At 69.1% G+C, this 24,657-nt stretch carries 13 protein-coding genes; 3 read left to right on the forward strand and 10 right to left on the reverse strand.

Features of this window, described 5'->3' with window-relative positions:
• Positions 1 to 63: 63 nt before the first annotated feature.
• The 10 genes from OG736_RS16020 to OG736_RS16065 all read right to left on the reverse strand — a co-directional run bounded on the left by OG736_RS16020 (position 64) and on the right by OG736_RS16065 (position 20,208).
• Positions 64 to 1,563, reverse strand: coding sequence for a D-ribitol-5-phosphate cytidylyltransferase (locus OG736_RS16020; RefSeq protein WP_327183049.1), 1,500 nt, complete (start codon positions 1,561 to 1,563; stop codon positions 64 to 66).
• A gap of 249 nt (positions 1,564 to 1,812) precedes the next feature.
• A complete protein-coding gene (locus OG736_RS16025; RefSeq protein ID WP_327183050.1) occupies positions 1,813 to 3,018 on the reverse strand; it encodes a hypothetical protein in 1,206 nt (401 codons plus the stop codon).
• A gap of 101 nt (positions 3,019 to 3,119) precedes the next feature.
• On the reverse strand, positions 3,120 to 4,658 hold the full coding sequence (locus tag OG736_RS16030; RefSeq protein ID WP_327183051.1) for an alkaline phosphatase D family protein: 1,539 nt from the start codon (positions 4,656 to 4,658) through the stop codon (positions 3,120 to 3,122).
• A 239-nt stretch (positions 4,659 to 4,897) separates the two neighbouring features.
• On the reverse strand, positions 4,898 to 6,334 hold the full coding sequence (gene obgE, locus OG736_RS16035; RefSeq protein WP_054244906.1) for a GTPase ObgE: 1,437 nt from the start codon (positions 6,332 to 6,334) through the stop codon (positions 4,898 to 4,900).
• Between the two features lie 112 nt (positions 6,335 to 6,446).
• A complete protein-coding gene (gene rpmA / locus OG736_RS16040; RefSeq protein ID WP_007381992.1) occupies positions 6,447 to 6,701 on the reverse strand; it encodes a 50S ribosomal protein L27 in 255 nt (84 codons plus the stop codon).
• Between the two features lie 14 nt (positions 6,702 to 6,715).
• Entirely contained in the window at positions 6,716 to 7,036 is a 321-nt protein-coding gene (gene rplU / locus OG736_RS16045; RefSeq protein WP_007381993.1) for a 50S ribosomal protein L21, read from the reverse strand.
• 212 nt (positions 7,037 to 7,248) lie between these two features.
• Positions 7,249 to 7,686, reverse strand: coding sequence for an SUKH-3 domain-containing protein (locus OG736_RS16050; RefSeq protein ID WP_327183052.1), 438 nt, complete (start codon positions 7,684 to 7,686; stop codon positions 7,249 to 7,251).
• Positions 7,687 to 7,694: 8 nt separating this feature from the next.
• Positions 7,695 to 14,648, reverse strand: coding sequence for a polymorphic toxin-type HINT domain-containing protein (locus OG736_RS16055; RefSeq protein ID WP_327183053.1), 6,954 nt, complete (start codon positions 14,646 to 14,648; stop codon positions 7,695 to 7,697).
• Positions 14,649 to 14,819: 171 nt separating this feature from the next.
• Positions 14,820 to 18,455 carry a LamG domain-containing protein gene (locus OG736_RS16060; protein WP_327183054.1) on the reverse strand — a complete coding sequence of 1,212 codons (3,636 nt, stop codon included), beginning with the start codon at positions 18,453 to 18,455 and terminating at the stop codon, positions 14,820 to 14,822.
• A gap of 214 nt (positions 18,456 to 18,669) precedes the next feature.
• Positions 18,670 to 20,208 carry a VCBS repeat-containing protein gene (locus OG736_RS16065; RefSeq protein WP_327183055.1) on the reverse strand — a complete coding sequence of 513 codons (1,539 nt, stop codon included), beginning with the start codon at positions 20,206 to 20,208 and terminating at the stop codon, positions 18,670 to 18,672.
• Between the two features lie 559 nt (positions 20,209 to 20,767).
• On the opposite strand from OG736_RS16065, the gene OG736_RS16070 reads away from it, so the two are divergent.
• The 3 genes from OG736_RS16070 (at position 20,768) to wecB (ending at position 24,484) form a co-directional block, all read left to right on the forward strand.
• Complete coding sequence (locus OG736_RS16070; protein ID WP_327183056.1) at positions 20,768 to 22,438, forward strand: D-glucuronyl C5-epimerase family protein; 1,671 nt, start codon at positions 20,768 to 20,770, stop codon at positions 22,436 to 22,438.
• A 96-nt stretch (positions 22,439 to 22,534) separates the two neighbouring features.
• Positions 22,535 to 23,137 carry an acyltransferase gene (locus OG736_RS16075; protein WP_327183057.1) on the forward strand — a complete coding sequence of 201 codons (603 nt, stop codon included), beginning with the start codon at positions 22,535 to 22,537 and terminating at the stop codon, positions 23,135 to 23,137.
• 243 nt (positions 23,138 to 23,380) lie between these two features.
• Positions 23,381 to 24,484 (forward strand): non-hydrolyzing UDP-N-acetylglucosamine 2-epimerase, encoded by a 1,104-nt coding sequence (gene wecB, locus OG736_RS16080; RefSeq protein ID WP_327183058.1) that lies wholly within the window; start codon positions 23,381 to 23,383, stop codon positions 24,482 to 24,484.
• The last annotated feature ends 173 nt before the right edge of the window (positions 24,485 to 24,657 follow it).

The raw sequence follows: 24,657 nt of genomic DNA on the forward strand, positions 1-24,657 counted from the left end.
TGTGAATTCTCCGTAAACAGGGAGTCACAGAGGCCTGAAAAATCGATGGCTATTTCCGCTGGATTATGCCATGCCATCCTGTCGGTCGAGCACTCCGGCCAGGGCCGCCTCGAAGCCCGACGCCCGGCCGGCGGCCGCCGTCGGGTCCTGCTGGCGGACGTCGATCACATGCCCGGTGAGCTCGGAGAGCAGCACGTCGAGTGAGGTGCGGGCGACGGCCTCGGAGGAGAGCAGGCTGCCCGAAGGCTCCTGTCCGAAGGCCTTGGTACGCATGGGTGTGGCCGTCCGTTCCGGGTTGACGCAATTCACCCGGATGCCGTCACCGGCCCACTCGTCGGAGAGCGCCTGGGTTAGGTTCACCATGGCCGCCTTGGTCGAGGAGTACAGGCTGTACTCGGCACGTCCCCGGGTGTAACTGCTGGAGGTGTACAGCAGCAGCTGACCCTTCGTTTCCGCCAGGTACTTGTACGCCGAACGTGCGATCTGCACCGGTGCCAGGTAGTTGACTTTCAGCGCTTCCTCGATGGTCGCGTTGTCGGTCTCGGCCAGCTTGCCGATGCGCAGGACGCCCGCCGTGTTGACGACGTAGTCGATGCGCCCGGTCTCGCTGTACGCCTTGGACAGGGCGTCGTCGACCTCCTCCGGGTTCTCCACGTGCGTGCCGGTGGTGGAGCGGCCCAGAGCGTAGACCGTGGCGCCGTAGCCCTCGGCGAGCTCGGCGATGTCCTTGCCGATGCCGTAGGAACCGCCGAAGACGACCACGGTCTTGCCGGTGAGGAGCTCGCGGTAGACCTCCTCGCCGTTCTGCTCGGGGGTGGCGGAGGAGGCCAGCTGGAAGAGCTTGTCGGCGATGAAGACGTCGACGGGCTGGGTCACCTTCATGTTGTACTCGTCACCCGCCACGACGTGGATCGGCACGTCGGGCAGGTAGCGCAGCACGACGGTGCAGTCGTCGGTGGCCTGGAAGTTGGGGTCGCCCGCCGCCACCTCGTAGGCCCGGCGGATGGTGGACAGCTTGAACGCCTGCGGGGTCTGACCGCGGCGCAGCCGGGAGCGGTCCGGGATCTCGGTGATGAACTCGCCGTCCTCGCCGTGCGTGCGCGTGACGATGATGGTGTCCGCGGACGGGATGGCGACGTCGACCGCCTGGTAGCGCTCCAGCGCCGTGACGCAGTCGTCGATGACCCGCTGCGAGAGCAGGGGGCGCACGGCGTCGTGGAAGAGGACGTTGAGGTCCTCGCCGTCGGCCAGCCCCTCGCCCAGGGCCGCGATGGCGCGCTCGGTGGTCTCGTTCCGCGTGGAGCCGCCCTCGATGATCTTCCGGACCTTCTTGAAACCGGCCTTGGACACGATCTTCTCGATGTCCGGCACATAGCCCGGTGCCATGAGCACGATGATCTCGTCGACCGAGTCGGCCTTCTCGAAGGTGGTCAGGGTGTGCTCGATGACTGCCTTGCCGGCGATCTTCAGCAGCTGCTTGGGGATCGACAGACCCACCCGCTGACCGGTGCCACCGGCCAGGATCACTGCGGTGGTACGGGGCTTGGCTATGTGCTGGGACACAGAGGACCTACCTTGGGGCGACAGGGAACGGGGAAATGGTCCCACTTGCGGTAACCGCGATGCAAGGTGAGCGCCGTTCGCTGCAAATGTGCACGCAACCCGGCATTCACCTTGCGTCGCCGGTGATTGATTGGACACCGGCGCGGCTTCCCATGGATGGTCCCTGGAAATCCTGTGAGTTACTCCACAAGGAGTATCTCATTGCCGAGAGTGACGGAGCGCCACGGACACGAGTGGCGCCGGACGGCGTCAGTGCCGCCGCAACCGCTTGAGGCAACGGTGCCCGAGAACCCGCACGAGCTCCTTCGACGAGGTCTGGTGCACCGCGCGCGCCGAACCCCCACCGGGGGCCGCGGCCACCGCGGCGAGTGCCCCGTACAGGGCCTGAGCGGCCACCTCGGGAGCGATCCTGGCCTCCCCCGCCCCTTGCCCGGCGGGCTCGGGCACAGCGGACGGAGCGGACAGCAGGGCCGGGTCACCTATCACCCGCACCCCCGTCGACTTGATCCGGTCGGCCATCTCGGCGCCGATCCCGGCGGCCGCCCGGACCGCCCAGTCGGGTGTGGAGATCCTCACGTCCTGTGAGGTGGGACTGCACGTGTTCTTCATATGCATGACCGCGCCGTTACGAACCAGCAGGGAATAGAGCTCGTCAGGGAGACCATTACCGCGGAATTCCTTGTTGAGGTTGCGCAGCATTTCGGTCTCGGCGAGGGTGAGAGATCGATTCGCCGTGTCCGGAACGGGCTGAAGGAGATTGACGGGCAGTCCGAGCAGTCCCTCGAAGACGCGCATGAGCCCGCCCCGGTCCCGGTCGTCCACCACGACGACCGTGAGCCGGTCGGCCCCGACCACCCGCACCCACCGCTCCACCAGCCGGTCGTGCCGGTGCCGGCGCCAGAAGCTGGGGTTGGGCTTCTCGTAGGGGGCCTTGCGGAGCATGTGCTCCAGCCACTCCTCGTAGCCCATGCGCAGGCCGTTCTGCACGTACTGCTGCCACTGCGAGGGCATGATCCGCACCAGCGGGCGCAGGGTGACCAGCACCTGCACCGGCTCCCCGCCGAGCTGCTCGACGATCCGCTCGGCGGTCGCGTCGTCCGGGGCGTCGGCGAAGAACTCGCTGCTGATCACGCAGGTGTGGCGGCCGGTGGCGTGCACCTGGTCCACGAGCCGCGTCCAGTGCCGTTCGGTGGGCGCGGTGTCGCCGATCATCCCGGTCCGCGAGCAGGCCGCCAGCACGGCCTGCATGGGGTGTCTGCTCTGCGCCGGGTATGCGACGCCGTACGCCGGCAGCTTCTCCTTCGCCGCGAAGAGGGCGCCCTGGATCGAGGTGGTCCCGGTCTTGTGCGGCCCTATGTGCAGCAGGCGGGTACCGGCGGGCAGCGGGGTGGGATTCCCGGGGGCCGGGGCGCCGTCGCTCGTACGGTCCGAGGGGTTCGTACAGTCCGTCTCCATGGTCAGAAGACGGTAAGAGGGGTTCCTTAGGGGACGCTGAGAGGAGCCTGGGGCACAGATGAGTCCCGGGCGCCGGTCAGGGTTTCTCCCCCTCGGGGTCTTCACACCCGCCGCACTCCGCTCCTGCCGTCCGCCACCCGCAGCCTCGCGAGCGTACGGGCGGTCGCCTTCGGCTCGAGGACCGTGTCGACGACGCGCACGGTCGCGTCGACGGCGTCGGCCCGGATGTCGAAGAGGTGATAGCCGCGGTGGGCGTCGATCAGCTTCCAGTGCGGGTTGTCGGCCTTCAGCGGGTCCCACTGGGCGTGGAAGGCGGCCTGGTCCTGGTCGCCGTTGCTGGAGACGGAGGTGCCGACGAACTCGGCGCCGACGACGGCGGAGCCCGGGTCGGCGAAGTCCTTCTTCAGGTCGCTGATCATGGTCAGGTGCCGGTCGCCGCTGAGGACGACCGGGTTGCGGACCGAGGCGAACTCCTGGAGGAGGGCGTTGCGTTCGACCTGGTAGCCGTCCCAGGCGTCGTAGTACCACTGCTTGCCGGGGCCGGCCAGCAGATCGGTCTCCGCCAGCATGATCTGCGAGGCGACGAGGTTCCAGCGGGCGCCCGAGCCGTGCAGCGAGTCGAGCAGCCACTGCTTCTGCTCGGCGCCGAGCATGGTGCGCGCGGGGTCCTGGGCGCCCGCCTGACCGGTGGCCTGGTCGGTGCGGTACTGCCGGGTGTCCAGCACGTTCAGCCGGGCCAGCCGGCCGAACTGGAAGCGGCGGTGCATACGGATGTGCGGCCCGTCGGGGATCGCGGTGGCCCGGACCGGCATGTGCTCGTAGTACGCCTGGTAGGCCGCGGTCAGCCGGGCCACGAAGGCGCCGTGGGTCTGCTGGGCAGGATCCTGCGGGATCTCCCCGGCGTAGTCGTTGTCGACCTCGTGGTCGTCGAAGGTGACCACCCAGGGCGCGTGGGCGTGCATGCGCTTCAGGTCGGGGTCGGAGCGGTACTGGGCGTACCGGTTGCGGTACTGCGTGAGCGAGTACGGCTCGCCGCTCCCCTCGTGCCGCCGTACGGCCGTGGCCGAGGGGCCCGACTCGTAGATGTAGTCACCGACGAAGAGGACGAGGTCCGGGTCCTGCGCGAGCATGTCGGCGTACGGCGTGAAGTAGCCGTGCTGCCAGTTCTGGCAGGAGGCGAGCGCGATGCGCAGCGGGCCGCCGGAACCGAGGAGGCCGGGCGCGGTGCGGGTGCGGCCCACGGGCGAGAGCTGACCGCCGGCCCTGAAGCGGTACCAGTACACGCTGCCCGGACGGAGCCCTCGCACATCGACGTGAACGCTGTGCCCGTACGCGGACAGTGCCTGGGCGGTGCCCTTGCGGACGGAGCCGGCGAAGCGCGGGTCGGGCGATATCTCCCACTGCACGGGGACCGTCCGGTCGGGCATGCCGCCGCCGTTCAGCGGGTCCGGGGCGAGCCGGGTCCACAGGACGATGCCGTCGGGCAGGGGGTCTCCGGAGGCGACGCCCAGGCTGAACAGTCCGGCGGGCAGGGGCGCTTCGGCCGCGCGGGCGGTGGCGGGCCGCCACAGCTGGGCGGAGGCGGCGGCACCGACCACGGCGGCACCCGCGGTCAGGAAACGACGACGGTCGGCAGCCATCCGTTGAACTCCCTTGCCTCGCCAGGCCTCTTGGGCGCCAGGTCTTCGGGAGACCGGGCCCTGGGGACCCTCGGCCCCTTTGGACACAGCGAGGCTGTCATGCGATGCGGGTCAGCCTGCTGAACTCAGGAATTCGCGTGCATGACAAGTGGGGAGACAACGAGAGACCCGTGGCGGCCGGCCGACGAACGGCCGGCCACCACGGGTCCGGAGGACGAGGGCCGGAAGGCCCGGTGAGGCTAGAAGGGCTCGAAGCCCTCGAACTCCTGGGTCGCCTCGTCTCGTTCGGCCTGCTTGTCCCGGCGGCGCTGGGTCGCGGGACGCGGCTCCTCGAAGCGGTGGTCCTCACCCCGTCGGCCGAGCATCTCGGCGCCGGCCGTCACGGACGGCTCCCAGTCGAAGACGACCGCGTTGTCCTCGGGGCCGATGGCGACGCCGTCGCCGCCCCGGGCGCCCGCCTTCATCAACGCGGCCTCCACACCGAGGCGGTTGAGCCGGTCGGCGAGGTAGCCGACGGCCTCGTCGTTGTTGAAGTCGGTCTGCCGCACCCAGCGTTCGGGCTTCTCGCCCCGGACGCGGAACAGGCCGTCCTCCTCCAGCGTGACGGTGAAGCCGGTGTCGTCGACCGCCTTCGGACGGATGACGATCCGGGTCGCCTCCTCCTTCGGCCTGGCCGCGCGCGCGGCGCCCACCATCTCGGCGACGGCGAAGGACAGCTCCTTGAGGCCCATGTGGGCGACCGCGGACACCTCGAAGACGCGGTAGCCGCGCGCCTCCAGATCCGGCCGGACCATCTCGGCCAGGTCCTTGCCGTCCGGTACGTCGATCTTGTTCAGCACCACGAGCCGCGGCCGGTTGCCGAGGCCGCCGTACTGCTTGAGCTCCTCCTCGATCATGTCGAGGTCGGAGAGCGGGTCACGCTCGGACTCCAGGGTCGCCGTGTCCAGCACGTGCACGAGGACGCTGCACCGCTCGACGTGGCGCAGGAACTCCAGACCCAGGCCCTTGCCCTGGCTGGCGCCCGGGATCAGGCCCGGCACGTCGGCGATCGTGTAGACCGTGGAGCCGGCCGTCACCACGCCCAGGTTCGGGACCAGGGTCGTGAACGGGTAGTCCGCGATCTTCGGCTTGGCGGCGGACAGGACGGAGATCAGCGACGACTTGCCCGCGCTCGGGTAGCCGACGAGGGCCACGTCCGCGACCGTCTTCAGCTCCAGGACGATGTCCTGGAGGTCACCGGGCTCGCCGAGCAGCGCGAAGCCCGGCGCCTTGCGGCGGGCCGAGGCCAGCGCCGCGTTGCCGAGGCCGCCGCGGCCGCCCTGGGCGGCGACGAACGAGGTGCCGTGGCCGACCAGGTCCGCCAGCACGTTGCCGGCCTTGTCCTGGATCACGGTGCCGTCCGGGACCGGCAGGATCAGGTCCTGGCCGTCCTTGCCGGAGCGGTTGCCGCCCTCGCCGGGCTTGCCGTTGGTGGCGCTGCGGTGGGGCTTGTGGTGGTAGTCGAGGAGCGTGGTGACCGACTGGTCGACGACCAGGATCACATCGCCGCCACGGCCGCCGTTGCCCCCGTCGGGGCCACCGAGCGGCTTGAACTTCTCACGGTGGACGGAGGCACAGCCGTGGCCTCCGTTACCCGCGGCGACATGGAGTTCGACGCGGTCCACGAAGGTGGTCATGGTAGGTGCCTCCAGCACTGCGAAAACGTTCGGGTTTCTTACTGCCTAACACGCGAAAGGCGGACCCGCCTTCCCACACGGGAAGTGAGGTCCGCCTCGCGAAAGCTTCCGATCAGGCGACCGGAACGATGTTCACGACCTTGCGGCCACGGTGGGTACCGAACTCCACCGCACCGGCGTTCAGCGCGAACAGCGTGTCGTCGCCGCCACGGCCGACGCCCGCACCGGGGTGGAAGTGCGTGCCACGCTGGCGGACCAGGATCTCACCCGCGTTGACGACCTGACCGCCGAAGCGCTTCACGCCGAGCCGCTGGGCATTGGAGTCGCGACCGTTCCGGGTGGACGATGCGCCCTTCTTGTGTGCCATGTCTCCTCAGTCCCTTACTTCGCAGCCGCGGGGATCTCAGTGACCTTGATCGCCGTGTACTGCTGGCGGTGGCCCTGACGACGGCGGTAACCGGTCTTGTTCTTGTAGCGAAGGATGTCGATCTTGACGCCCTTGTGGTGGTCCACGACCTCGGCCTGGACCTTGATGCCGGCCAGCACCCACGGGTCGCTGGTCACAGCGTCGCCGTCGACAACGAGCAGGGTCGAGAGCTCGACCGTGTCGCCAACCTTGGCAGTGGAAATCTTGTCAACCTCAACGATGTCGCCGACAGCAACCTTGTGCTGGCGACCACCGCTGCGCACGATGGCGTACACGCGGATCTCACTCTCTCGCTCTGGGACGGCATCCCCGCAGTCCAGCCGCCCGGGAACGAACACGGACGGCCTCTCCCGGCCACCTAGGTACCGGTACCCGGGAGGAAGAGGGTTTACGGAGATGTGGCACGTCAACCGACACGCCGAGGGACAAGGCTACGGGGCCCGGCTTGAGGGGTCAAACCGGGCCCCGTGCCCTCAGGGCAACATGTTCAGCCGGGAAGCTGCAGCTTCTCCGCCTTCACGCCCCTGATCAGGTTCTCCAGTGCCTCGTCCGAGGGTCCCAGTCGGAACACCCAGGCAGCCAGAAGGTACAGAACCCCGTCTTCGTCGATCGCCAGGAAGAACTCCGTCCCGACCTCCCCGAGGGGGAGGAACCGGCGGCCGAAACGCTCCGACAGGTCCTCGAACCTGCCCTCCTCGCCCACGGCCAGTTCCGGATCGATCTCGAACGGCTCCCGGGCGCAGCTGACACCCGGCCCGCTGACGTCGACCGACAGGCCACCGAACTCCGCCAGGAACCCTTCGGCGGCCTCATGCCAGGACAGACCGGGAAGCAGCTCCTTCCAGGACTGGATGTCGGCCCGTCGACCGGGAAACCAGCCGGAGTGACGCAGCACGTCCTCCGCTTCGGATGAAAATCTCGGCATGTTCCCCATCATGTCAAGAACTCGATGTCGAAGTGCTCGACGAGCACCTTGCAGCTGTCGCACGGACCGATGCCCACTTGGAAGTTCTTGTTGGTTCTGGCCCGTCCCCGCACGGCGGCCGCCGAGGCTCCCGTGGGATCCTGGCCGGAGTTCAAGGCCTGCGTGAGGCACTCCACCAAGCCGCATCCACCATGGTTGTTGCCCCGAGCGTCGGCGGGAATGCTGTCGAGGACCGACTGCACCTGAGGATGCACGGCTCGATCCCCGACGCCTCCGTCGCTGTGCGCCAGCAGCGGCTTCTGATCGCCGATCTGCAGTGCCTCGATCACCTCGGGCCGCTTGCTGTTGGACATGTCCGCGACGCGATCCGCCTCGGCCATCACGGCGTCGACCGGATCGCCTTCGGTACCGCAGTTGTGCACCAGCAGCGGAGTCGCCCCCGCGTGCACGTAGTACGTGTGCACATCCTCGACCGTCAGGTCGTGCGTGCGCTGACGCTCGTCGAAGGCTCGGACGGCCGTGAGTTCGACCGTGCCGCCGTTCGCCGCGTGCAGGCGCATGCCCGGCTTCAGGTCGCCGGCCTCGATCCAGGCCTGTGCGGACTCGGACCAGAAGGGGTGGGTCGTGGTGGAGACCAGGGACTCGGTCGCACTCGACCCGCCCTTGATCGTCAGGTCGACGAAGTGCTTGTCGTCCTCGGTGACGATCGTGCCGACGACCTCGCGGACCGTCGTACCGCCCGTCTTCGGGTCGGTAGCAGCGATCTTGTCGCCGAGCTTCACCTTCTCGATCGGCTTGGTCTTGCCGTTGGCGAGCAGGACCTTGGTGCCGGGCAGGAAGCTGTGCTTCCCGTTGACCGGGCAGGAACCGCTCTCCTCGTTCTTCTTCCGTTTCTTGAGGGCCTCGGCCGCCCGCTTCTTGGCGTCCTTGAGTTTGTCCCCGGCCTTGACCAGCCCCGCTTGGGCCTTGCTCACCGCCTTGCCGGCGTTCCACAGGCCCTTGACGCCGCCGATGAGATCGCCGACCAGGCCGGCGACCCGCTTGGCGAGCTTGATGCCCTTGGCCCAGTTCCACGGGGCGCCGTACTTGGCGAGGATCTTGCCCGCCAGGCCGCCCGCGAAGCTGCCTGCGACGTTGAGCAGCGTCTCGCCGCAGGCTCCGACGTCACCGGTGGAGATGCAGTCCAGGGCCGCGTCCACACCGAGGATGTCACGCGCGATCTTGACCAGGGCCTTGCCCGCGGACTTGATGCGCTGCTTGGCCGCGGACTGCTGTCCCTGGGCCTGCGAGACGTTACGGGAAGCCTGGTCGTAGTCCGACTGGGCCTGCTCCTCCTCGGTCTTCGGGAAGTACGGCTGGCCCCCTCTGCACTCGATCAGCCCCTCCCGGCATTCCGGGATGATCATGCCGCTGGGGTCGGCGTGCGTGACCGGCGAGTTGTTCGCGTACGCGTAGCCGTTGATCTGCTGTGGCTGCGTGTAGTCGATGACCGGGTCGGACGAGATGAACTTGCCGATCGTGGAGTCGTACTCCCGTGCGCCCAGGTGGGTCAGACCGGTCGAGGCGTCGATCGTCCCGCCGACATAGCCCTTCTCGCCGGGCCAGACCCCGACCTTCACGCCGCGATCCACACCGTAGGGGTCGAAGCGGCGCTGGGAGATCGCGCCGGTCGCGGCGTCGATCGCCAGTTCGCCCGTGCCGTGGTGGTCGGCGGCCGTGAAGGACACCTTCGCGGCGCTGCGGACCGCGACGGTCTGGCCGACGAACTCGTAGTAGCGGGTGGCCTCCTTCTTGGTGCCGTCGGTCGACAGCTTCAGCTCGGTACCGGGCAGGTAGACGGTCGTGCCTGAGGGGTCCTTGCGCACCAGGCGGTTGCCGGAACCGTCGTAGACGTAGCTCGTCTTCGAACCGTTCGCCTCGGTGACCTCGGTCGGCTTGCCCTGGATGTTCCACTCCAGGGACTGCGCATTGCCGCCGATGGTGCGCTTGGTGGTGTTGCCGGCGTCGTCGTACTCGTAGGTCGACTGCCGGGCGCCGGTCGGGGTCTGCTCGGTGACCTTGGTGACCTGGTGGGGTCCGTCGCCGAGGGTGCCCGCGCCGCCGTACTCGTAGCTGCGGGTGATGTTGTTCGCCGCGTTCAGCGAGGTGTCGTGGTTGATCTCGGAGGTGCGGTTGCCGATGGCGTCGGTCTCGTACGACTTCCAGTACGGGGACGGGCCGCCCAGCGCGCTCGAACCGGCGGCGGAGTCACAGGCCGTCGGTCCGGTGCCGTCCACCGGGGTGGTGGAGCCACGGGTTCCGGAACCGGCCGCGGTCGTCGCGGTGGCCGCCGGCGTCCACGCGTCCTGCAGTCGCTGACGGCTGTCGTACGCGAAACACTGCATGTCCGGCGAAGCGGAGTTCGCGGTGTCCGCGATCGACAGAACGTTGCCGGCCTGGTCGTAGGAGTACCGCGAGTCCTTCGCCGGGGCCGTCGCGCCGTAGACGTCGACCACCGAGCGGGTCAGCCGGTCGGTGCCCTTCTCGTAGTTGTAGGTCTGCCAGACCTTCTTGCCGCTGCCGGTGCTCAGCTCCAGCTGCTGCACAAGGCTCTTGCCGGAGTAGACAGTGTTGGTGACGTACGAGGTGCTGCCCGTCATCGTCGTCGGACGTTGGAGGCTGTCGTACCCGTAGGTGAGTACCTCCGCCGGCAGATCGCCCATGGCCGGCAGGCCCGTGCTCTGCACGGTGCCGTCGCGGTTGTACGCGGCGCTGAACACATAGGTGCCTGCCAGGGATCCCTGGGACGCGGGAACCTGATAGGCGGTCTTCAGCGGGCGGTAGAACTCGTCCATGGACTGGACGGCGCTGGCGAAGTAGTCCGTCGGTGAGAGGTAGCTGAAGTAGCCGTAGGCCTGCCCCAGCCAGCCCGCCTTGTCGTACCGGGTCTCGGTGAGTTTGGTGCCGGTGCCGGAGTCGCCCTGCCAGGTCGTCAGGACCCGGCTGAGGCTGTCGTAGACCGTGGTCACCTTCTGCCCACGGGCGTCGTACGTGACGCTCGGCCGGTCCAGCTCGTCGTACTCGGTGCGCGAGGTGCCCGTGTCCGGGTCGATCGACTTGGTCTTGCGACCCAGCTGGTCGTACTCGTAACGCCACACGTTGCCCTTGGCGTCCGTGACGGTCTCCAGGTTGCCCGCCACGTTGTACGTGTACTTCGTCGAGTCGTAGGGCACGCCCGCGGCCGGTGACGCGCCGCGGTAGCTACGGATCTCGCTGACGTTGCCCTGGCCGTTGGTGACCGTGGTGGTGGGCACGCCGCCGGTCGGCGGGTCGACGCTGGTCAGCTCACCGTTGTACGTGGTCGTGGTCCGCCATTGCTCAGCGCCGGAGACAGCGAAGATCTGCGCGGTCGGCCGGCCCAGGCCGTCGTACTCCATCAGGCTCTGCTGGCCGACCTGGCCATTACTGACGAGGAGCAACTCGTCCGAGGCGGCCGCAGCCGCGTTGTACGTGGCATTGGTCTTTCTGACGTTGCCCGTGCCGTCGTACCAGGTGTCGGCGACCATGCGGGTGCCGTCCGCGCCCTCGGTCTGGATCTGGCGCGGCCTGAGCATGCTGTCGTAGAGCTGGTACTCGGCGCCGTAGCTTCCGTCGTTCTCGATCTTCTCCGTCTTGATCGAGGTGACCTTGTCCTTGCGGACGTTGTACGAGTACTTGATGCTCGGCGTCTGGCTCGGCGCCCGGTCCGCCAGCCACACCGAGGTCAGCCGGCCCAGTGCGTCGTAGGCGAGGTCGGTCCGCTGGCCGTTGGGGTCGGTCTGACCGGCCGACATACCCCATGCCTGGGCGTAGTCGGTGATCGTGTTGTGGCCCAGCGCGTTGGTGACGGTCGTCTTCGACAGCAGGCCGTTGGTCTCGGTGTAGACGGTCTTCGTCTGCTCCGTCGTCGCTACCTGCTTGGCGTCCTTCTGTGTCAGCGGGCGGCCGAAGGCGTCGTAGGTCGTGACGCCGGTGACCTGGTACGTCGCCGTGGTGCCGTTGTGCGACGTCATCCGCTCGGTCTTCGTCGCGTCGCCCTTGGTCGGGGTCGCTCCGAAGGCGCCGCCGTCATAGGAGGTGCGCTCGTCCGCCAGGACCTGCGTCTTGCGGTCGGGCGTCGTCGCGCACTTCACGGACACGGACTCGCTGCGCGCGGGCAGCGCCAGGAAGTTCTTCGCCGTGTTGTCCGCGTACGTGGTACGCGTGCAGGTGTCGTCCTTGGTGGTGGAGATGTCGCCCTGGTCATCGACCGTCAGCACGCGGCCGGTGCCGTTGGACGTGTCGTAGGTGGTGGTGGACTTCGTCTCCAGCCAGGTCCCGTCCGACTGCAGGTTGAAGCCACGTCCCGTCTGGGAGCGCACGATCACCGCATGGGTGGTGCCCCAGCTCGGGGTCTGGGTGGCCGTGTAGTGCTTCCAGGGAGTCTGGATGGACTTGGAGACCAGTTTGGCGCCGTCGTAGGTGGCGACTTCCAGCTGGTGCCCCGTGAACTCCTCCTCGTCGGTGTACGAGGCTCCCGTGGAGTCCTTGACGCTCACCGAACGGGTGTTGCCGTCGGCGTCCTTGTCGCCGTCCATGCCCTGCATGAACGTGTAGTCGACGCGGGTCTTCTGCACGTCGGCGGTGCCGCTGGTGACCTTGACCTTGCCGTAGCCCTGCCAGCCGCCCCAGGTGAGGTACTTGGCGTCGGTGATGCCGTCCGGCTTCGCCTTACGCCAGGCCGCGTCGCCCTGGTAGTCGTAGCGGGTGACCATGCCGTCGCTGCCGCCGGTGCGGTCGGTCTCGATGACCGCCGAGACCACGTACTTGTGGAACCAGTCCGTGATCGGGTCGACGTAACCCGGCGGGGCCCACTTCACCGGATAGCAGCGCTTCGTCGACTCGCCCGGCTTCGGCAGCGAGGCCTTCGCACAGTCGGCCGGCGCGTAGGTGACGTCGAGCTGGGCGCCGGTCTCGCTGAGGACCATCGAGAGGCGGAAGCGGTAGAACGGGGCGATGTTGTCGCCGATCGCGTCGACACGGTTGGCGAGTTGCTCGCCGAACAGGTCCACGGAGGGCAGCTTGATCGCCGTACCGACGCGGCCCTCGTGCTCGATCTTCGACAGCCACAGCGTCTTGGAGTCGTCACCGTTGTCGGTGAACAGGTGCGTCAGCGTCCAGGCGTCCACGTCCTGGTAGGTCGTGGCGTCCTTGCGCATCTGCGTCACTACCGACGTCAGACGCTTGGTGGTGAAGAACGTCGCGACGGGCGAGGTGCATTTGGTGGCGGACTTGCACTCCTGGTCGACCGGGACATCCGGCCAGTGGGAGGCGTTCGCCTTGGTGCGCTTGCTCTCCGCACAGTCGAAGTCGGAGGTCACCAGGCAGCGTTCGGTGGTGTTGAACACGATCCGGGCCGGGGCCTTCGCCGCGTAGACCTGGGTGTCGCGCTGGCCGTAGTCGATGCGCTTCAGGTAGCCGCCGCGGTGGTACGCGGTGCCGTTGACGTCCGTCTTGCCGTTGAGCGCGTAGTAGTTGGTCTCGCGGTCGTAGAAGTAGGACATCACGTTGCCGTGCGTGTCCTTGACGTAGTCCAGGCTCCAGCGCCACGCCTGCTGGCAGTGGGCGCTGGTGAAGGTGGCGTTGTAGCAGGGCTCGCCGGAGTCGTCACCGAAGACCGGGGCGGTCCAGGTGGAGTTGGTCTCCTCGTTGCCCGTGGCCCAGCCCGGCAGACGGTTCTGGCCGAAGTAGTACTCGGTGCCGTCCGAGGTGGTGATGCGCCAGTACTCGCCGTCGTTGTCGCCGTTGGTGGCGCCCGTCAGCTTCTCGACCTTGCTGCCGTCGTCGGACGACATGTGCCACTTGCCGGTGGTGTCGTCCTTGACCAGCTCGCCGGCCGAGCCGTTGAGCATGACCGTGGCGTTCTCGAACGCCCAGCACTGCTCGGCCGAGCTGTCGTGACCGTCCTCGGAGCACGGCTTGTAGCGCCGCTCGATGTAGCCGGGGTCGTAGGAGAAGCCCTCGCCGATCCAGGAACCCTGGTTGTTGGTGGCCGAGGTGCGGCCGTCCGCCGACTGGGAGGAGTAGCCGAGCCCCACGGTGGGCGTCAGGCCGCCCGGGGTCGGAACCGATCGGAAGGGATAGTTCCAGTTGAACGCGCCGGACGAGGTGGCGACGCTCCAGCTCGCGGACGGGGCCAGGGCCGTCGCCTTGTACGTGCCCTGCGCGCTGGAGGGACCTGCGGCGACCGCGACAAGGGACGTCGCGGTGCCCGCCATCGTGGAGACGCCCTCGGCGGCGGCCGGGGCGGCCGTCACGTCGGCGGAGACGGTGCCCGACTTCACGTCGTTCACCGTCGGCAGCGCCTTCGGCTGCTCGGGGCAGGCCTTGCTGCCCGGAACGGCGACCGCGGCACACGCCGGAAGCTGGACCAGCCGGAGGCGGGAGGCGTAGGAGCCGCCGAAGCCCTCGGCGAACTCCGAGTAGTCGACCGTGAGGCGGACCTTGGCGGCCGCCTCCTCGCCGTCGGCACGCTCCACGCCGAGGAGGACGCCGGCGCCGAGCTGCCCGGCGCGCTTCGGGTCGAGGACGTCGACGCGCACCTTCTCGGCGGCCTCGGACGCCGCGACGCCCTTCGCGGCCTTGGACGCCTTGAGCGCCTTGCCGACCTTGACCGGCAGGCCGCCGGCCTCGGTCGAACCGGCCGCGCCGACGGTCACCTCGGTGCCGCCCTGCTTCGGCCACACCGCCTTGTCGAGTCCCTTGACCGCCGCCTCGCGCGCCGGGTCGGAGGGGCGGGACTTCGCTTTCGCGTCGGATCCCTTGGCGGGATCCCCGTCGTCCTGGACGCCGGGGCGGCTGGTGCGGCCCCGGTCGCCGTCGTCGAGCGCCAATGCCTGGACCGACGACGCGGACAGCGCGAGCGTGAGCCCGAGCACCGTCGCGACGACCGTCTGTCTGGGCATGCGGCGGCTCAGTGAGCGGCCACGGAAAAACATTCGGCTACTTCCTGGTCGAAGGAGAACGTCGTGGGAGGACGTCGTGGGAGAACGTCATGAAAGAAAGGGGAAAGAGGGGCACCGGACAGGTGTGCCGGGCCCACGAAGGACCCGGCACACCTCAGCTGTGACGGTCCGTCACATATCGCTGACGGCGGTCAGCGCCGCCATCTGCTGCACCGCGATGTGGTCGGCTGCGCCGCTGTAGACGCGCACCTCGTCGATCGCGCCGGCGAAGTACTCGCTCGCCCCGCGCAGTGAACGGCCCACCTGCAGGCCGCCGGTGGCGGACCACAGGGTGTCGTCGGTGCCGTAGGCGCCGGCGACGAGCTGGCCTTCCACGTACAGGCGGATCGAGTTGGCGAAGGCGTCGTAGACCACCGCCAGGTGCTGACCGGAACCGCCGGTGTCGGGGAGTTCCTGGTCGTCGGTGAAGGTGACGACCGCGGGAGCGGCCACGTCCGACTTCGCGACGGCCAGTTCCCACTGCTGGGTGGTGGCCGAGTAGCGGACCTGGACGCGGTTGGCGTTGGCGCCCGGCAGGGACAGCACCGTCTGCGACTTCTCCGGGTCCAGCGCGGTGAGCTGGGCGCGGGCGGTCACGGTGAAGCTGGTGTTGCCGGTGACCGGGGCGGTGGCGGTGGACGCGTAGTCCCCGTCGCCGTCGAGGACCAGGTTGCCGTCGCCGACCAGGGCGGCCGTGTCGAACAGCGGGTCGGCCGGGCGGTAGATGGAGGCGTTGCCCGCCAGGGTCAGCGCCTGGCCGCCGCCCGTCTCGGCGGAGGCGCCGCCGCTGGCGTCGTCGAGCTGCCAGTAGCCCTTGCGTGCCGGCTTCACCGTCAGCAGCTCGGAGACCTCGGCCGCCGAGACGACACGGTCGAACACGCGGACCTCGGCGAGGTCACCGGTGAAGTTGTCGCGGTACCCGCTCTTGGCGGTGGCCCGGCCGATCTGCAGCGGACCGTACGACTTCCAGGTGGAGCGCCGGCCGGCGGAGGCCTTGAGGTCCTTGTTGATGTAGAGCTGCAGCTGCGGCCCGGTGCTCTTCTGCGCGTCGTAGACGCCGGTCAGCAGCACCCACTGGTCCTTGACGACGGAAATGCCGGTGGAGACGGCCTTCCACTCGCCGAGCGAGTCCACGTCGTTGACCGGGACGGAGAACTTCCAGGTCTGCGCGGACGCGTCGTAGCCGAGGCTGAAGCCGGGCTCGCCGGTGCCGTCCTGGCTGATCACCGTCATGTTCCTGTCCAGCGCCGTGGGCCGGACCCAGGCGCTGACGCTGAAGCTCTTGGCGGAGTCGAGCACGGTCTCGTTGGCGTCGAGGTAGGACTCGGCGGTGCCGTCGAAGTGGGCGGCCTTGTCGGCCTTGCCGCCGGGGCCGTCCACGCCGAAGGTGACGGCGCTGCCCGGGGTCGCCGAGTACTCGCCGCTCTCGTCGTGGGCCTCGCCGCCGACCTCGTCGGCGAGGTTCCACTGGCCGACGACCGGCCGACCCTCGGCGACCAGGAAGTCGTAGGAGTTGCTGGAGGCGTGCGTCGCCTTGTCGATGGCGATCACTTCGAGCACGTGCCGCCCGGCCCGGGTCGGCACCCACTGCGCGGTGACGGAGCCGCCGCCGGTGGCCGGGGTGAGGGTGGTCAGCGCGGCGCCGTCGAAGGAGTACTGGTACTTGACGACGTCGCCGTCCGGGATGGAGTCGTTCGGGTTGGGCGAGAAGGTGAAGGTGCCGTAGGTGCCCACGCCGTCGTGGTAGACGGTGTCGGACGGGTACTGCTTGGACAGCACGTTCGGCTTGCCCGGCCAGGTCTTGTCGTAGATGAACTCACAGCGCTGGGCGGGGTCTCCGTCCGAGCTCCACGGGCCGTTGCCGTCACCGTCGTTGGCGCGTGCGCTCCAGTAGATGACGGTGTTCTGCGGGATCGACGACTTGACGGTGTGCTCGAACTTGGTGTTCGCCGTCGGAGAGAGCGCGTCCTTCGTGATGTAGGTGTACGAGCCCGGGGTGGTCCCGCCCCACTCGATCTTGAACTCGACCTTCACCTTGTCGGTCTGGCCGTTGCCGTGGTCGGGGTCGCTCGCGATGGCGCGCAGCTTCGGCGGGGTGTCGACGTAGGGACGGTTCGCGCCCCACCTGCACACGCCGCCGGGGTCCGTGGACATGTCGGACGTCTTGATCTGGCGCGGCAGGTTGTTGTACGAGACGGACAGGTAGGCGTTGCCGCAGATCCGCTTCCACTCGGCGAAGCGGGACTCGTCGGCCGCGCGCAGGCCCAGCGTCATCGAGTTCCAGCCGCCGGCCGCGGCCGTCTTGATCTCACTGGTCAGCTCACCGGACCCGCCGCTCTCGAAGTGCAGGTTGGCCTGGCTGGAGCAGGACGTCGGGGAGATCGCCTTGTCGACGGTCTGGAGATGGTCGTCCCAGTCGTCCGAGGTGTTGGACCAGTTGCTGGACGACGTGAGCGAGTAGTTCTGGCCGCCGATCCGGTAGAGCTGGATGGGCTCGGCGGTCGGGGAGGCACTGTAGATGTGCTCGACCCGGGCGGAGAACGTCGCGCCCAGGATCTGCTTCCCCTTGTAGAAGGACAACGGCATCGTGAACATCACGCGCCGGGTGCCGACGCCGTTGCAGGAGACCGGGTTGTAGTCGGTCGGGCACTTGCCCACGCCCGCGCTGCCCGAGTACTTCCAGTCCTGCTCGCTCGGCATGCCGGACATGACGCCGGTCCACGAGGTGCGCGAAGTGGTGCGCTGGATCGGGTCGATGACGACCGGGAAGACCGTGCCGGAGCCCTTGAGGAGCTTCTGATCGGGCACGAGACGCAGCTTGCCCTTGCCGACCTCCACGCCCAGCGGGGCGACACGTCCGCCGCCGCCGGGGCCTTCGAGGGCAGGCTCGACGGCGGCCTCGGGGCCAGGGGCGGCCGGGGCGCTGGTCGAAGTGGCGGCAGTGGCGGCGGCGGTCTCGCCCGCGCCGGCCACGGCGGCCGACGCGGCCTTCAGCGCCTTCGCTACAGCCTTCGGCCCCTGCTTCCTGGTGGCGGCCTCCTGCACGGCGGCCGAGTCCCACATCGACGGCTTGCCCGCCTGGAACACCGTGCCACCCACCGCCGCGTCCTCCGCGAGGATGGCTCCGGTTGCGTCCTCGGTGACCTTCAGGCCGTCGGTCGCCATGCCCAGATCGAGCTGCGTCAGCCTCGGATCGGCCGCGGCCTGCGGCGTCTTGACGACGATCAGGTGGCCGAAGCCGTCGGCCTCGGCGCGCACCGTCAGGTCGACGCCGGGCAGGGCGTCCACATAGGTGGCGGTCTCCCCCTCGACCTGCGGCGCGGGCAGCTTGCCGTACGGCCAGGTCAGGGCGAACTCACGCCCCGCACGCTGCATCGTCACGAACGGTCTGCCCGCCTGGCCGGCCGAGAAGCTCAGGTCGACGGTGGCGGCCTTGGGCCCCCAGCTGCCGTCGGCCCGCTTCACCAGCGTGGCGTCGACCTTGACCCACTTGCCGCCCTGCACCGTGCGCACCGGCTCGGTGTATTCACGGGCGGTGAACGTGCCGTCGGGCTCGGCGAAGATCTCGCGGCGCTCGGTGCGAAGGCCCACGACCTCGGTCTTCTTGCCGCTGTCCTTCGCGGCGGCCATGGCCTGCTGCTCGGTCACCATCGGCCGGTCGGCGGCGACCGTCGTCTGGTCGGGGCCACCGCCTCCGCCCGGTAGCACCGCCAGGCCGCCGGCCACCACCGTCGCGGTGACGGCGGCCGCGACGGCGCTGCGCAGCATTACGCCACGCCGTATCGGTCTCTGTGTGTCTGCGGACACGCGTCCACTCTCCCGTTGCGTCAGGACTGTTGCGTCAAAGGGGGTGCCACCGGTGGTGATGCAGCCCGTCGGCCGTCTGGCACGGCCGTTCCCCGCGCGGGTGTCCGCGCGGGGGTCTGCGCCGGTCGTCGCCGTGCCCGAGGTGCGGGCGCGACGAACCGGCCATGGGGCGCGATCAGTTGACGACGGCCCCGAAGGCGACGCCGGTCGCGGGGATGCCACCCTCGCCCGGCTTGATCGTCTGGGTCGCGGCGCCGCCGGAGACGACGTTCCACGGGAATCCGTAGACCGCGCGGGTCTCCGCCGGGCCGTAGGGCACGCCGACGTACAGCAGCGAGGGCGTGGCGGCCAGGGAGATGCCGGCGAGCATGCGCGGCGCGGCGGCCGGCCCGACGCCGTAGCCGGGGTCGAGCCACTGGTCGGAGGCGCCGGGCGCGCCGACCAGGGGGACGATCTGGACGCCGCCCTTCTCCGCGTGCTCCTCGGCCGACTCCTCACCGGGCACGCCGATCGCGAGCCGGGTGGTGGTGGCCGTGGAGGTGGCGTTCGGGGAGGTGTTGACGGCGGCGAGCCGCTTGCCGAAGAAGTCGCCGGCCTCGGCCTCCTGGTCCACGTCGGCCGTGTTCTGGTCGATCCACGCGGTCTCGGTGAAGGTGCCGTTGGCCGCGAGCTTGAAGACCTGGACGGCGCCGGCGTCGACGGTCGTCGACAGGTCCTCGCCGGGGACGCCCACGACGAGCAGCGATTCGGTGGTGGAGGTGGCGCCGGAGGCCCGGTACGGGACCATGGCGAGCGCGGTGCCGAACTGGTCGCCGACCTCCTCCGCTCCGGAGATCACGTCCTGGTCCTGGCCAAGCCCGCCGAGCGGTTTCGGCGAGTTGGAGGTGAGCGCGTGGCTGAAGTAGGCCACGCCGCCCGCGAAGGTCGTGGTGCCGAGCGCCTCGCCGGGGGTGCCGACCGCGAAGTGGGTCGGGGTCGCGGCGAGCGCGGAGCCGAACCGGTCGTCCTGTTCAGCGACTCCGGCCACCGCGCCGGCGGTGTCCGTGTCCTGGTGGACGAAGGCGACCGTCTGGGCGGTGCCGCCGATGTAGTAGAAGCCGCCCGCGTCCTCGACGGCGCCGATCGACTCTCCGGGGTTCCCGATCAGCAGGTAGGGCGTACCGGCCGAGGTCTTGCCGGCGGCCAACGAGTAGCCGACCCAGTCGTCGGTCTCCGGTCCGCCGCCCAGCGGCTTGTCGCCGCCCTGGAGGAACTCCTTGACCGCCTTGGTGCCGCCGTTGAGCCCGCTCGTGGAGCCATAGACGACCTGCACCAGCCCGGAGTCGGGCACGGTGCCGAGATCCTCGTAGGGCGCTCCGACGACCAGGTCGCTGCACCCGTCGAGGTCGGCGTCGTAGACGGCCAGCGCGTCTCCGTAGCGGTCGCCGGCCTCGGGCGCGCCCGGAATGTTCTCGGGAGCCTGCGAGACGGTGAGCACACCCTTGCCGCCGCCGTAGACGACGTGCACCTCACCGGCCTTGGCCACCCCGTCGACGGTGGCTTCCGGGTCGGCGACCGCCGTGTCCCTGATCCCGTCGCCGTTGAAGTCCGACTCGACCCCCGAGGGACAGGCGACGGCGGCCGCGGCCGGTGTTCCACCGCCCCCGCCGATGCCCCAGACCAGCAGCGCCCCCGCCAGGACCGCGACGGAGGCGTGCCGCCGTGCCCTGCCCATAGTTGACTTCTTCATCACGCAGATGCCCCGTAGTTAAAGAGAAGCTAAAGAAAAGTCAAGGAATCGTCCCCCTGAGTGACAGGTGCATGCAATACCCGCCTTCTCCTCGGATGCATGACATGAATCACAGGAAACACATGCCACATTCACAAGCCTTGGCATATGCCACGACCGGCCCACAGTCCAGGCGCGCCACGAAGGAACCCCCACGGAGAGGCGAACATCCAGCTCCGGGTCGAAGGGGGTCCGGATGTGAACGGGTGGCCCCGGAAGGGCGGCCGGTCACGTTCCCATCACGAAAGCCCCTGCCCTCCCGCTGAATCTTCCGCGACACCCCGATATGCCCAACTCCCCCTTCGACCTCCATCAGTTGAACTTCTCCTGGCCGTCACAGAAACCCACAGTTTTCACATACGATCCACACACCGCTGATCAGTGCCATTCATCGATCAGGGCTGATCAACACCCTTGGGGGGGGACCAGAGTCATGGCTGGAAAGAGGCGTGCCGAAATCGGCCGGAGACGGTTCATACGGCTGGCCGGAGGTGGCGCCGCGGGAGTGGCGGTCGTGGGGGGCGGTGCCGTCACCGCGATGGCCACCGGTGTCTTCGAGTCGCCCACGCCGCCCGATCCGTTCGCCAACATGCCGCGGTCGATCGCGCTGAGCCTGCCGTCCGGCTCGGGCACGGAGTCCATACCCGTGCCGCCGCTGCCGGACCCGCTGGAGGGCGGCAGCGTCAGCGCGCCGAGCCCCGGCACGCGCATCCCGTACACGGGCGGCACACCCACCGAGACGGACGTCCCGACCACCCTGCCGTTCGAGTTCAAGAAGGCCGGCTACCAGATCGCTCCCGATCTGCCGGAGGCCATGCGGCCGTGGCGCAACCGGGCCACCACCTGGGCCAACGCCAACCTCTCGTCGGGCGACTACCACCTGAACTCCGACGGCGTGTACATGAAGTTCACGTCCGACGGGAAGTCCTACGACCACCCCGTCGGGCAGATCCAGTTCGGCCTCGGCTGCATCACCAGCTACCGCGTGGAGACCGACCCGACCCGCAAGGCCGTGTTCCTCAAGCGCGCCAAGGCCCAGGCCGACCGGCTGATCGCCAAGCGGGTCGAGACCCGCGGCGCCTGGTACTTCCCGTACCCGTTCGACTTCACCCACGCCGAGCACAGCGGTGTCGTCTACAAGGCGCCCTGGTACTCCGGCATGGCCCAGGGCGAGGCGATCAGCCTCTTCGCCCAGCTCGCCGCTCTGGAGGACGGGCTCAGCGCGGACGACCGCGCCCTGTACCGGTCGGCCGCCGACGGCGCCTTCGCCTCGCTGCTGCGCGCCGACAACACGAACCCGTGGGTGGTGAACAAGGACAAGGCGGGCTACCTCTGGATCCAGGAGTACCCGTTCAAGGCGGCCGGCACGGGCGACTACACGTACAACGGCATGATCTTCGCCATGTTCGGCGTCTGGGACTACTTCCAGCTGACCGGCAACGAACTCGCCGCCCAGCTGTACGACGGCGCGTGCACGACGATCGCCCGGTACTTCACCCTGCTGCGCAACCCGCGCTGGTTCTCCTACTACTGCCAGACGCATCGGATTCCGGCGAACACCTATCACCACCACCACATCACGCTCTGGCAGCAGCTGAACTGGCAGACGAACAGCTCGGTCTTCGCCCACCAGCTGGACATGCTGATCGAGGACGTCCCGCCGGGCGTGAAGACCGGCTCGGTGATCGCCATCGCCGCCGGCACGCACACCCTGTACAAGCTGGACACCAAGGCCGACGGCAGCTGGATCAAGGCCAAGGCCGACAAGATCCTCAGCTCCAAGAAGGTCGTCTTCGCCCGGGCCACCCAGGCGCCGATCGACATGCGGCGACGCATCCAGGGCGCGGGCGTCTGGTACCGGATCAGCGCCGGAGCGTACAAGGGCTACTGGATCGGGGAGGCCTACCCGAAGGCGTTCCTGCGCGGTGAACACGTCACGGTCGCCTACCGGGTGCCGCGCACGCTCACCATCGCCGCGAACGCCTCCGTCGAGGCGATCAGCTTCGGCACCAACGGTGTGGCCGGCACGCTCAAGACGCTGAAGTACTCCTCGTCGCACACCCTCCAGTTCGACCGCAGGGCCATCGTGAACGGCCGGTCGATGGTGCGGGTCACCTCGGAGGAACTCGCCGGGTACTGGATTCCGGGCAACCAGGTCACCACCGACGGACACTGAGCGAACGCGCCTGTCCGGGCAGGGGCCGCCCTCGTCGGAGGCGCGGCCCCTGCCCGTATGCTCGCCAGGCGTAGCCAGACACCGGAAGGCGGAGAAGTGAACTACAGGGTCCAGCCCAGCGCCCAGGTCGACGCGGGTGCCGAGATCGGCGCCGGGAGCAGCGTGTGGGACCTCGCCCAGATCCGGGAGGGCGCGCGGCTCGGCGAGGGCTGCGTGGTCGGCCGTGGGGCGTACGTCGGTTCCGGTGTCCGCATGGGCGACAACTGCAAGCTCCAGAACTACGCGCTGGTCTACGAGCCGGCCGAGCTCGGCGACGGCGTCTTCATCGGCCCCGCCGTCGTCCTCACCAACGACCACAACCCGCGCTCCGTGGATCCCGAGGGCAAGCAGAAGCGCGGCGGCGACTGGGAGGCCGTCGGCGTGCGCATCGCCGACGGGGCGTCCATCGGGGCGCGCGCGGTGTGTGTCGCGCCACTCACGATCGGCCGCTGGGCGATGGTCGCTGCGGGCGCCGTCGTCACCAAGGACGTGCCGGACTTCGCGCTGGTCGTGGGCGTCCCGGCCCGCCGGGTCGGCTGGGTCGGGCGGGCCGGCGTCCGGCTGGTGGAGCGGGACGGGGAGCCCGGGGTGTGGGAGTGCCCGCAGACCGGCTCCCGCTACGACGAGAAGGACGGCACGCTGGTCGAGCGCACCGCGTAGCGACCCGTCCGCGTTGACCCGATTTACGTACCCGTGAACGCAAGGTTCACGAAATCGTTATGCGAGTGGGCCGAAGCCCGAAAGCCGTGTTCTGACCACGGCTTGGACGGACATGGACAGGACACGGCAGGACCCGCTCCCCCGGCAGGGCAACCCACTGCGGATCCGGCGCGTCCAACCCTTTGCCTACCATTTCCCTTGCTCGCCCTCCCCACCTGCCCGCCCCCAGAAGAAGAGTGCTCTGTGAAAGTCATCAGCATCGTCGGCGCCCGTCCCCAATTGGTGAAGCTCGCCCCCATCGCGGCCGCCTTCGCCGAAACCGAGCACGAGCACGTCATCGTGCACACCGGGCAGCACTACGACGCCGACCTCTCGGACGTCTTCTTCTCCGGACTCGGCATCCCGGATCCCGATGTCCACCTCGGGGTCGGCTCGGGCAGCCACGGCGTGCAGACCGGCGCCGTCCTCTCCGCGCTCGACCCGGTCCTCGACCGTGAGCAGCCCGACTGGGTGCTCGTCTACGGCGACACCAACTCCACCATCGCCGGCGCGCTGTCGGCCGTGAAGATGCACCTGCCCGTGGCACACCTGGAGGCGGGCCTGCGCTCCTTCAACCGGCGGATGCCGGAGGAGCACAACCGCGTCCTCACCGACCACAGTGCCGACCTGCTGCTCGCGCCCACCGAGGAGGCCATGCGCCACCTCGCGAACGAGGGCCTCGCCGACCGCGCCCGACTGGCCGGCGACGTGATGGTCGACATCTGCCTGCGCATCCGCGACCAGGTCCGCGCCGGCGAGTTCCCGGCGCCGGAGCTGCCCGAGGGCATCGACCCGGCGCAGCCCTTCCTGCTGGCGACCCTGCACCGCCCGGACAACACCGACGACCCCGAGCGGCTCGCCGCGATCGTCGACTCGCTCGCCAAGCTGCCGGTGCCGGTGGCGCTCGCCGCCCACCCGCGGCTGGTCGCCCGCGCCCACGAGCACGGCATCGACCTGGCCCAGGGCAACCTGCACGTCGGCCGCCCGCTGCCGTACGCGAGCCTGGTCGCCGCCGTGCTGGCCTCCGTGGGTGTGGTGACGGACTCCGGCGGCCTCCAGAAGGAGGCGTTCCTGCTGGAGCGCATCTGCACCACGATCCGCCCGGAGACCGAGTGGGTGGAAACCGTCAACACGGGCTGGAACGTCCTTGTACCCGACCCGCACACGCTGTCGCCCCAGGAATGGGCCGAGACCGTGACCCGCACCGTGCCGACCGACGACCCCGGCATCCCGTACGGCGACGGCCGCGCGGCGCACAACGTCGTCCGTCTCATGGAGGAATGGAAGGGGGGCAGCCGGCCCGCCTGACATGAGGAACGGAACAGGGGAGCGTGGCCGTCCGCCTGCGGACGGCCACATGTGACCCACAGTCCGTGCATGTCAGCGTGCTAGCGTCAACCGCTATGTCATCGTCTCCCCCGTCCGGGCCGCCTGCGGAAGGCAAGCGACCGCACGTCATCTATCTCGCCATCGGGTTCCCC

It is taken from the genome of Streptomyces sp. NBC_01334, assembly GCF_035983595.1.
Taxonomy (GTDB): Bacteria; Actinomycetota; Actinomycetes; order Streptomycetales; family Streptomycetaceae; genus Streptomyces; species Streptomyces coriariae.

What these genes read in the sequence shown, in the direction of transcription:
- OG736_RS16025 (WP_327183050.1), bottom strand. Translation starts at nt 3,018, where the DNA reads ATGGAGACGGACTGTACGAACCCCTCGGACCGTACGAGCGACGGCGCC.
- OG736_RS16030 (WP_327183051.1), bottom strand. Translation starts at nt 4,658, where the DNA reads ATGGCTGCCGACCGTCGTCGTTTCCTGACCGCGGGTGCCGCCGTGGTC.
- obgE (WP_054244906.1), bottom strand. Translation starts at nt 6,334, where the DNA reads ATGACCACCTTCGTGGACCGCGTCGAACTCCATGTCGCCGCGGGTAAC.
- rpmA (WP_007381992.1), bottom strand. Translation starts at nt 6,701, where the DNA reads ATGGCACACAAGAAGGGCGCATCGTCCACCCGGAACGGTCGCGACTCC.
- OG736_RS16050 (WP_327183052.1), bottom strand. Translation starts at nt 7,686, where the DNA reads ATGCCGAGATTTTCATCCGAAGCGGAGGACGTGCTGCGTCACTCCGGC.
- OG736_RS16055 (WP_327183053.1), bottom strand. Translation starts at nt 14,648, where the DNA reads ATGCCCAGACAGACGGTCGTCGCGACGGTGCTCGGGCTCACGCTCGCG.
- OG736_RS16060 (WP_327183054.1), bottom strand. Translation starts at nt 18,455, where the DNA reads ATGCTGCGCAGCGCCGTCGCGGCCGCCGTCACCGCGACGGTGGTGGCC.
- OG736_RS16065 (WP_327183055.1), bottom strand. Translation starts at nt 20,208, where the DNA reads ATGGGCAGGGCACGGCGGCACGCCTCCGTCGCGGTCCTGGCGGGGGCG.